1 protein-coding gene is annotated in these 1,202 nt (G+C 65.1%); it reads left to right on the top strand.

Annotated features, from left to right (window positions below; genetic code table 11):
• Position 1: 1 nt before the first annotated feature.
• Positions 2–1,144, top strand: coding sequence for an integrase core domain-containing protein (locus EN857_RS33205; RefSeq protein ID WP_135859704.1), 1,143 nt, complete (start codon positions 2–4; stop codon positions 1,142–1,144).
• The last annotated feature ends 58 nt before the right edge of the window (positions 1,145–1,202 follow it).

Genomic DNA, 1,202 nt, shown 5'->3' on the forward strand with positions numbered 1-1,202 from the left:
AGTGGATTGCCTTTCTGGCGAAGAGACGATGAGCGAGCTTTGTGCGGCCTACGGCATTTCGCGCAAGATCGGCTATAAATGGCTGGGTCGCTACCGGGAGTTTGGCCCGGAGGGTTTGCACGATCGGCCGCGAGCGCCGCTCAATCATGGCCGTGCGACAGCCCTTGATCTTGTCGAGCGGATCGTGGCGGCGAAGGAGACGTATCCGCTGTGGGGGCCCAAGAAGATCGTGGCGCGGCTCAAGCGCGCGGCTCCCGAACTGATCTGGCCGTCGGCCTCGACGGCAGGCGCTATCCTTGCGCGGCATGGGCTTGTCGGCGCCCGCAAGCGGACCCGGCTGCGGGCCTGCGGCAATGGACCTTGGCCGGAGCCGCAAGGGCCGAACGCGGTGTGGACTGGCGATCACAAGGGCTGGTTCCGGACCCGTGACGGGTGGCGTTGCGAACCGTTGACGGTGATGGATGCGTCGAGCCGCTACTTGCTGGCGCTCGAAGCGACCGGCTCGACGGCGGATGCCGAGGCCTGGCCGGTATTCGAGCGGCTGTTTGAGGAGCATGGCCTGCCGGACCGGTTCCGAAGCGACAATGGCCCGCCCTTCGCGTCGGCCGGTGTCACCGGGCTGACACCGCTTGCGGTGCGCTTCATCAAACTCGGCATCGCCCTGGAGCGGATCGCGCCCGGCAAACCCCAGCAGAACGGGCGCCACGAGCGCTTTCATCTGACCCTGTTGCCGCTGGCCGAGGCACCGGAGGCCGACAGAACGGCCCAGGGCCAGGCCTTCGAGGCCTTCCGGCACAGCTACAATGAAGAACGTCCCCATGAGGCGCTCGGCATGGACACTCCAGCCCAGCATTACAGATCCTCCCGGCGCGCCATGCCGACGATGCTGCCCGAGCCTGATTATCCAGCCGAGGCCGCGGTCCGTCATGTACGCCACAATGGCGAGATCAGGTGGAACGGCGGCTTCGTCTATGTCTCGCAGGCATTGGCTGGTGAAGCTGTCGCGGCCGCCCAGACCGAGGATGGTCAATGGGCTCTTTCGTTCCATGCCCACCAGCTCGGCATCATCGACACAAGGCGTATGACGCTTGTCCGCTGCAGCGCCGCGCCAACCAATCCGCTTGGCGCTGCAGCGGACTCATAGGGGGAGAACTGTTACCTATGTATCCGGTCCATTCTGTTACCCATCTATCGGCTGGACA

This window comes from Mesorhizobium sp. M4B.F.Ca.ET.214.01.1.1, from assembly GCF_004791545.1.
GTDB lineage: Bacteria > Pseudomonadota > Alphaproteobacteria > Rhizobiales > Rhizobiaceae > Mesorhizobium > Mesorhizobium abyssinicae.